This is a genomic window from Streptomyces sp. SID9727, assembly GCF_010550605.1.
In the GTDB taxonomy this organism is placed as follows: domain Bacteria; phylum Actinomycetota; class Actinomycetes; order Streptomycetales; family Streptomycetaceae; genus Streptomyces.
The window spans coordinates 1-5,753 of sequence record NZ_JAAGNI010000175.1 but is presented as its reverse complement, the minus strand read 5'-3'; the positions used below and the strand labels follow the sequence as shown (position 1 = coordinate 5,753).

The 5,753-nt window shown below is 75.5% G+C and carries 6 protein-coding genes; 5 read left to right on the top strand and 1 reads right to left on the bottom strand.

The annotated features are described in order from the left end of the window. The first annotated feature begins 161 nt into the window (after positions 1-161). Positions 162-752 carry an acyl carrier protein gene (locus tag G3I41_RS11935; RefSeq protein WP_239081592.1) on the top strand — a complete coding sequence of 197 codons (591 nt, stop codon included), beginning with the start codon at positions 162-164 and terminating at the stop codon, positions 750-752. Here G3I41_RS11935 and G3I41_RS11930 read toward each other — a convergent pair. After that, a complete protein-coding gene (locus G3I41_RS11930) occupies positions 734-1,684 on the bottom strand; it encodes an AfsR/SARP family transcriptional regulator (protein WP_164400180.1) in 951 nt (316 codons plus the stop codon). The genes G3I41_RS11935 and G3I41_RS11930 overlap by 19 nt on opposite strands. A gap of 304 nt (positions 1,685-1,988) precedes the next feature. On the opposite strand from G3I41_RS11930, the gene G3I41_RS11925 reads away from it, so the two are divergent. From G3I41_RS11925 to G3I41_RS11910, 4 genes are all read left to right on the top strand, one after another. Then, entirely contained in the window at positions 1,989-2,810 is an 822-nt protein-coding gene (locus G3I41_RS11925) for an AfsR/SARP family transcriptional regulator (protein ID WP_164400179.1), read from the top strand. 94 nt (positions 2,811-2,904) lie between these two features. After that, positions 2,905-3,660: a thioesterase gene (locus G3I41_RS11920; RefSeq protein WP_164400178.1), complete on the top strand. Its 756-nt coding sequence runs from the start codon at positions 2,905-2,907 to the stop codon at positions 3,658-3,660. Beyond that, entirely contained in the window at positions 3,657-4,922 is a 1,266-nt protein-coding gene (locus G3I41_RS11915; RefSeq protein ID WP_164400177.1) for a beta-ketoacyl-[acyl-carrier-protein] synthase family protein, read from the top strand. Before G3I41_RS11920 ends, G3I41_RS11915 begins: the two co-directional genes overlap by 4 nt. Further along, positions 4,919-5,753: beta-ketoacyl synthase N-terminal-like domain-containing protein (locus G3I41_RS11910; RefSeq protein WP_164400176.1), on the top strand; the 835-nt coding region annotated here is incomplete at its 3' end. The genes G3I41_RS11915 and G3I41_RS11910, both read left to right, overlap by 4 nt.

Sequence of the window (5,753 nt, the reverse complement as noted above, 5' to 3'; positions counted from 1 at the left end):
GCCGCCCGGTACGGACCGGTCCGCCGGAGCCGGGGCGCGGCCGGAGGACGGCGGGTCCCTGTGGCGGCTGCTGCTGCCGGTGCTCGTGGGCCCCGGGCGGACCGGCCGCTACCGCACCACGCCGCCACGGCCCCGCGCCGAAGCCGTGCGGGCCGCGTGACATGCCCTCCGCCCCCACCGCGCCGGCCCGGCGCCTCTTCGCGGAACGTCCCGCGCTTCGCCCACCGCAGGACGGCTCGGCCGCTCCCGCCGATGTCCTGGCCACGCTGCTCGGCCTGCTGGCCGACGTCACCGGACGCGAGGCGTGCACCCTGCACCCCTGGCAGCCGTTCCCGGAGATCGGCCTGGACTCGCTGCTCGGCACGGAGTTCGTGGCGACCGTCAACGCCCGCTTCGGCACCGCCATTAAGGGCGCGGCCGTCCTGGACCACCCCAGCCTCGAAGCGTTCGCCGTGTATGTGGCGCGGGAGACGCGGTGCGCGGCGGCCCCGCCCGTCACCGCCCCGGCCGCGCCGCCGTGCCGTCCGCTGCCGTCGGCCGACGAGCTGCGCGAGGAGCTGGCGCAGGTCCTGGCCTGTGATCCGTGGGACCTGGACCCGTGCACCCCGTTCAGCGATCTGGGCGTCGACGCGCGGGCGGGCGCGGAGTTCATGACGGCGGTCAACCGGCTGTACGGACTACGGGAGCGCGCCGTCGTCCTCCACGACCATCCGGACCTGACCGCACTCGCCGCTCACCTCGCCACCGCCTGAGCGCCGGCCGCCGCGTTCAGCCGGCGGGACAGTTCCAGCTGCTGCCGGCCCAGCTCGTCCACCCGGCGGCGCAACCGGTCCAGCTCGTCCAGGACGCCGGGGGCCACGGGCGCGCACAGGCCGGGGGAGTGGGTGAGCACCGACTCCAGACGGCCGCGCAGCGCCGGGCCCGGTTCGATGCCGAGGGCGGCGACCAGGCGGCGCCGGGCCCGCTCGTACACGCCGAGGGCCTCGGCCTGGCGGCCGCTGCGGTACAGGGCCACCATGAGCAGGTCGTAGAAGCGCTCGCGCAGCGGGTGGTCGGCGGTCAGCCGTTCCAGGTCGCCGATGCACTCGCCGTGCCGCTCGCAGCGCAGGTTCGCCTCGTACAGGGCCTCCAGCGTGGTGAGCCGCATCTCGTCCAGCCGGTCGGCCTCCGCCGCGCACACCGGTCCCCTGCGGCAGTCCTGGAGCGCCGGGCCGCGCCACAGCTCCAGGGCGCCGCGCAGGATCTGCGCCGCCCGTGCCGGGTCGGTGGCGACGGCCGCCCGCCCCTCGGCCGAGCGCCGGGTGAAGCGCTGGACGTCGGTGGAGGCGCCGCCCAGGTCGAGCAGATAGCCCGTCGGCAGGGTGCTGATCCACACATGGCCGTACTCCCCGGGCGAGGGCAGCAACCGCCGGAGCCGGGCCACATGGGCCTGAAGGGCGTTCGCCGCGTTGCCGGGTGGCGCCCCGTCCCACAGCTCCGCCGCCAGCCGGTCCACGTCGAGCAGCACCCCGGCGTGCGTGACGAACGCGGCGAGCAGCGCCCGCTGCTTGGAACCGGCCGGGACGATGACCGCGCCTCCGGTGGCGTCGTGGACCATGACCGGACCCAGCAGCCGGAATTCGACGGGGCTGTGCGCGGCGGCGGACCGCGCCGCCTTCGGGCGCGGAGTGGCGAGGACGCTCATCGGGTGGCTCTCCCTCGGAATCCGGTCACGGCATGGACGGTAACGACCGGCCGGTGGCCGGGGGAGACCGCCCGAGCACCCCTCCAGCCGTCGTCTGCGTGTTCTTGAGGCGGCGCTCCGCGGGCCGCAATCCGGGCGCAAGCCCAGGTTGGAAAGCTGCTCGAACGCTGAACGAGAGAACGAGGCGCCCGGTCCGCGCGGGGCTAGCGTGCCTGGCGCCGACGGCTTTCGGCCACGGGGGCGAAGGCGCCGGCGCACGCGATCACGGCCGGGCCCACCCTGGCCGGTCCTTGGGGAGGCCACCGTGCGAATACAGGTTCTGGGTCCGTTGAGCGCCGAGGTCAACGGGATGTCGATCGTGCCCACCGCGGGCAAGCCGCGACAGCTCCTCGCGCTGCTCGCCTTCCACCCGGGCCGCGTCGTGCCCGTACCCACCCTCATGGAAGAGATCTGGGGCAGCAACTCGCCGCAGAGCGCCATGACCACCCTGCAGACCTACATCCTCCAGTTGCGCCGCCGGCTCGGCACCGCCATGGGGCCCGACACCCCCGGCGCCGCCAAGGAGGTCCTGGCCACCCGGCACGGCGGCTACCTGCTCCAGGTCCCGCAGGACGCCGTCGACGTGCACCGTTACGAGGAGCTGGTGACGGCCGGGCGCGGCGCCTTCGACCGGGGCGAGGACGCCCGGGCGTCCGCGCTGTTCGGCGAGGCGCTCGCCATGTGGCAGGGCTCCGCGCTGGTCGACGTACGGCTGGGCCCCGTCCTCGACATCGAGGTGATGCGGCTGGAGGAGTCGCGTCTGGTCACCGTCGAGCGGCGCATCGACGCGGATCTGCGCTGCGGCCGGCACACCGAGGTCCTGGCCGAGCTCACCGACCTGGTCATGCGTCACCCCCAGCACGAGGGGCTGCACTCGCAGGCGATGGTCGCCCTCTACCGGTCGGGCCGGCAGGCCACCGCCCTCGACGTCTACCGCAGGCTGAGGCTGCGCCTCGTGGAGGAACTGGGCGTCGAGCCGTCGCCGCAGATGCAGCGGTTGCACCGGGCGATGCTCACCGTCGACCCCGCGCTCGACGTGCTCAGCGGTCCGCGCGGACTGTCCACGTTCGATCTGTACGCGGCCTGAGCCCTGGTCCAGCACCGTTCGAGTGGGAGTTGCCAGGCTGCGGTCGGGGAGGGCCCAGGCCGAGGGCCCGGACTCCTACGTGAGAGGACGGCCCATGTCCGACGAACGGCCCGTACGGCTCCACTGCTTCGCGCACGCCGGAGCGGGCGTCTCCGCCTTCTACGGCTGGGGCCCGCGCCTCGGCCCCGGCGTCGAGACCGTGCCGCACCTGCTGCCCGGCCGCGAACGCCGGCGCTCCGAGCCCCGCCTCACCCGCCCCGCGGACCTGCTCGCCGACCAGCTGCCGCGCTTCACCGGAGAGGGCGGCGAAGCACCGTACATCCTGTACGGGCACAGCCTCGGCGCCCTCGTCGCGTACAGCGTCACCCGGGCCCTGCACGAGGCGGGGCTGCCGGGCCCCGCGCTGGTCGTCGTCGGCGCCTGCCCCCCGCCCGACGAGCTGTCCGCCCTGGCCGACCAGTGCCGGGCGGGCGACGAGGAACTGCTGCGCCTGTTGGGCGAGGCCAACGCCCTGCCCATGCGCGCCCGGCCCGGCGACATATGGCACCAGGCCGTGCTGCCGGTGCTCCGCGACGACCTCGTCCTCGCCCACGAGCTGCGGACAGCCGCCCGTGAACCCTCGCCGGCCTCGCCGCTCGCGGTCCCCGTCCTCGCGGTGGCCGGTGCCGACGACCCGCTGGCACAGCCCGGGGCGATGGCGCAGTGGCGCGCCTGGACCACCGGCCCCTTCGCCGTCCGCACCGTGCCCGGCGACCACTTCTTCCTGCGGGGCCACGAGCTGCCCCGGCTGGTGGGGCGCGCCGCACGCGTGGTGCGCCGTCTCGCGCCGCAGCCGGCGGGTGTCCGATGAGGCGGGTCGTCATCACCGGTATCGGGGTGGTCGCCCCGGGCGGCACCGGCACCGCCGCGTTCTGGGCGCTGCTGACGGAGGGCCGTACGGCCACCCGCCGCATCACCCGCTTCGACGCCACGTCGTTCCGCTCCCGGATCGCCGCCGAGGCCGACTTCGACCCCGCGCACCACGGCTTCGACGCCGGGGAGGCCCACCGCCTGGACCGGGTCGCGCAGTTCGCGCTCACCGCCGCCCGCGAGGCCGTCGCCGACAGCGGCCTCGACCTGGCGGCCGGGGGCGAGCGTACCGGCGTCTCCCTGGGCACCGCGGTCGGCTGCAGCAGCGGGCTCGACGAGGTGTACGCGCACGTCAGCGAGGGCGGCGAGCGCTGGCTGCTGGACCCGGCCCGCGCGGAGGAACGGCTCGGGGACTACCTGGTGCCGAGCTCCGTGGCCGCCGAGGTCGCCCGGGACGCGGGGGCGCTCGGCCCCGTCGCCGTCGTCTCCACCGGGTGCACCTCGGGACTGGACTCGCTCGGGCACGCCGCGGAGCTCATCCGGGAGGGCAGCGCCGACGTGATGCTGGCCGGCGCGTCCGAGGCGCCGATCACCCCGATCACCCTGGCCTCCTTCGACGCGATCCGCGCCACCTCCGCGCGCAACGACGAGCCGGAGACCGCCTCGCGCCCCTTCGACCGGACCCGGGGCGGCTTCGTCCTCGGCGAGGGCAGCGCCGTGCTCGTCCTGGAGGAGTACACGCACGCGGTGCGCAGAGGGGCGCACGTGTACGCCGAAATCGCGGGGTTCGCCAGCCGCTCGAACGCGTACCACATGACCGGACTGCGCCTGGACGGGCGGGAGATGGCCGAGGCCGTCCGGACCGCGCTGGACGAGGCGCGGCTCGATCCGACCGCGGTGGACTACGTCAACGCGCACGGCTCGGGGACGAAGCAGAACGACAAGCACGAGACGGCCGCGTTCAAGGCGAGCCTCGGCGAGCACGCCTACCGGGTGCCCGTCAGCTCCATCAAGTCGATGATCGGGCACTCGCTCGGCGCGATCGGCTCCCTGGAGATCGCCGCGTGCGCGCTGGCCATCGAGCACGACACGGTGCCGCCCACCGCCAATCTGCACGAGCCCGACCCGGGCTGCGACCTCGACTACGTACCGCTCGTCGCCCGCGAGCAGCGCACCGACACCGTCCTCAGCGTCGGCAGCGGATTCGGCGGGTTCCAGAGCGCGATGGTGCTCACCGCACCCCGGACGGAGGCGCGCCGATGACCGCCCCCGCACCCGTCCGCACCGCGACCGCGACCGCGGCCGTCACCGGCATCGGCATCGCCGCACCCGGCGGCGTCGGCACCGAGACCTGGTGGTCGGCGGTCCTGCGCGGTCACCGCGCCATCGGCCCCGTCACCCGGTTCGACGCCTCGGGCTACCCGGCCGTCCTCGCCGGCGAGGTCACCGGCTTCGAGGACGCGGCGCACGTGCCCTCCAAGCTGCTGCCGCAGACCGACCGGGTGACCCGGCTCGCCCTCGCGGCGGCGGCCGAGGCCATCACCGATGCGGACATCGACCCGGCGGCCCTGCCCGAGTACGGCATGGGCGTCGTCACCGCCAACGGCGCGGGCGGCTTCGAGTTCGGCCAGCGCGAGCTCCAGGAGCTGTGGAGCAAGGGCAGCCGGTACGTGGGCGCCTTCCAGTCGTTCGCCTGGTTCTACGCCGCCAACTCCGGGCAGATCTCCATCCGGCACGGCCTGCGCGGCCCCAGCGGTGTCGTCGTCTCCGAGCAGGCGGGCGGCCTCGACGCGATGGCCCAGGCCCGGCGCCAGCTGCGCAAGGGCGGCCGGGCCGTCCTCACCGGAGGCTTCGACGCGACGGTGTGCCCGTGGGGCTTCACCGCCCACCTCGCCGCCGGGGGCCTGAGCACCCGGCGCGACCCGGCCGGCGCCTACCTCCCGTTCTCCGCCGACGCCTCGGGACACGTCGTGGGGGAGGGCGGCGCCCTGCTCGTCGCGGAGGACGGCGACGCCGCGCACGCCCGGGGCGCCCGCGTCCTCGGCACCGTCGAGGGCTGCGCCGCCACCTTCGACCCGGCGCCCGGACGCGGCG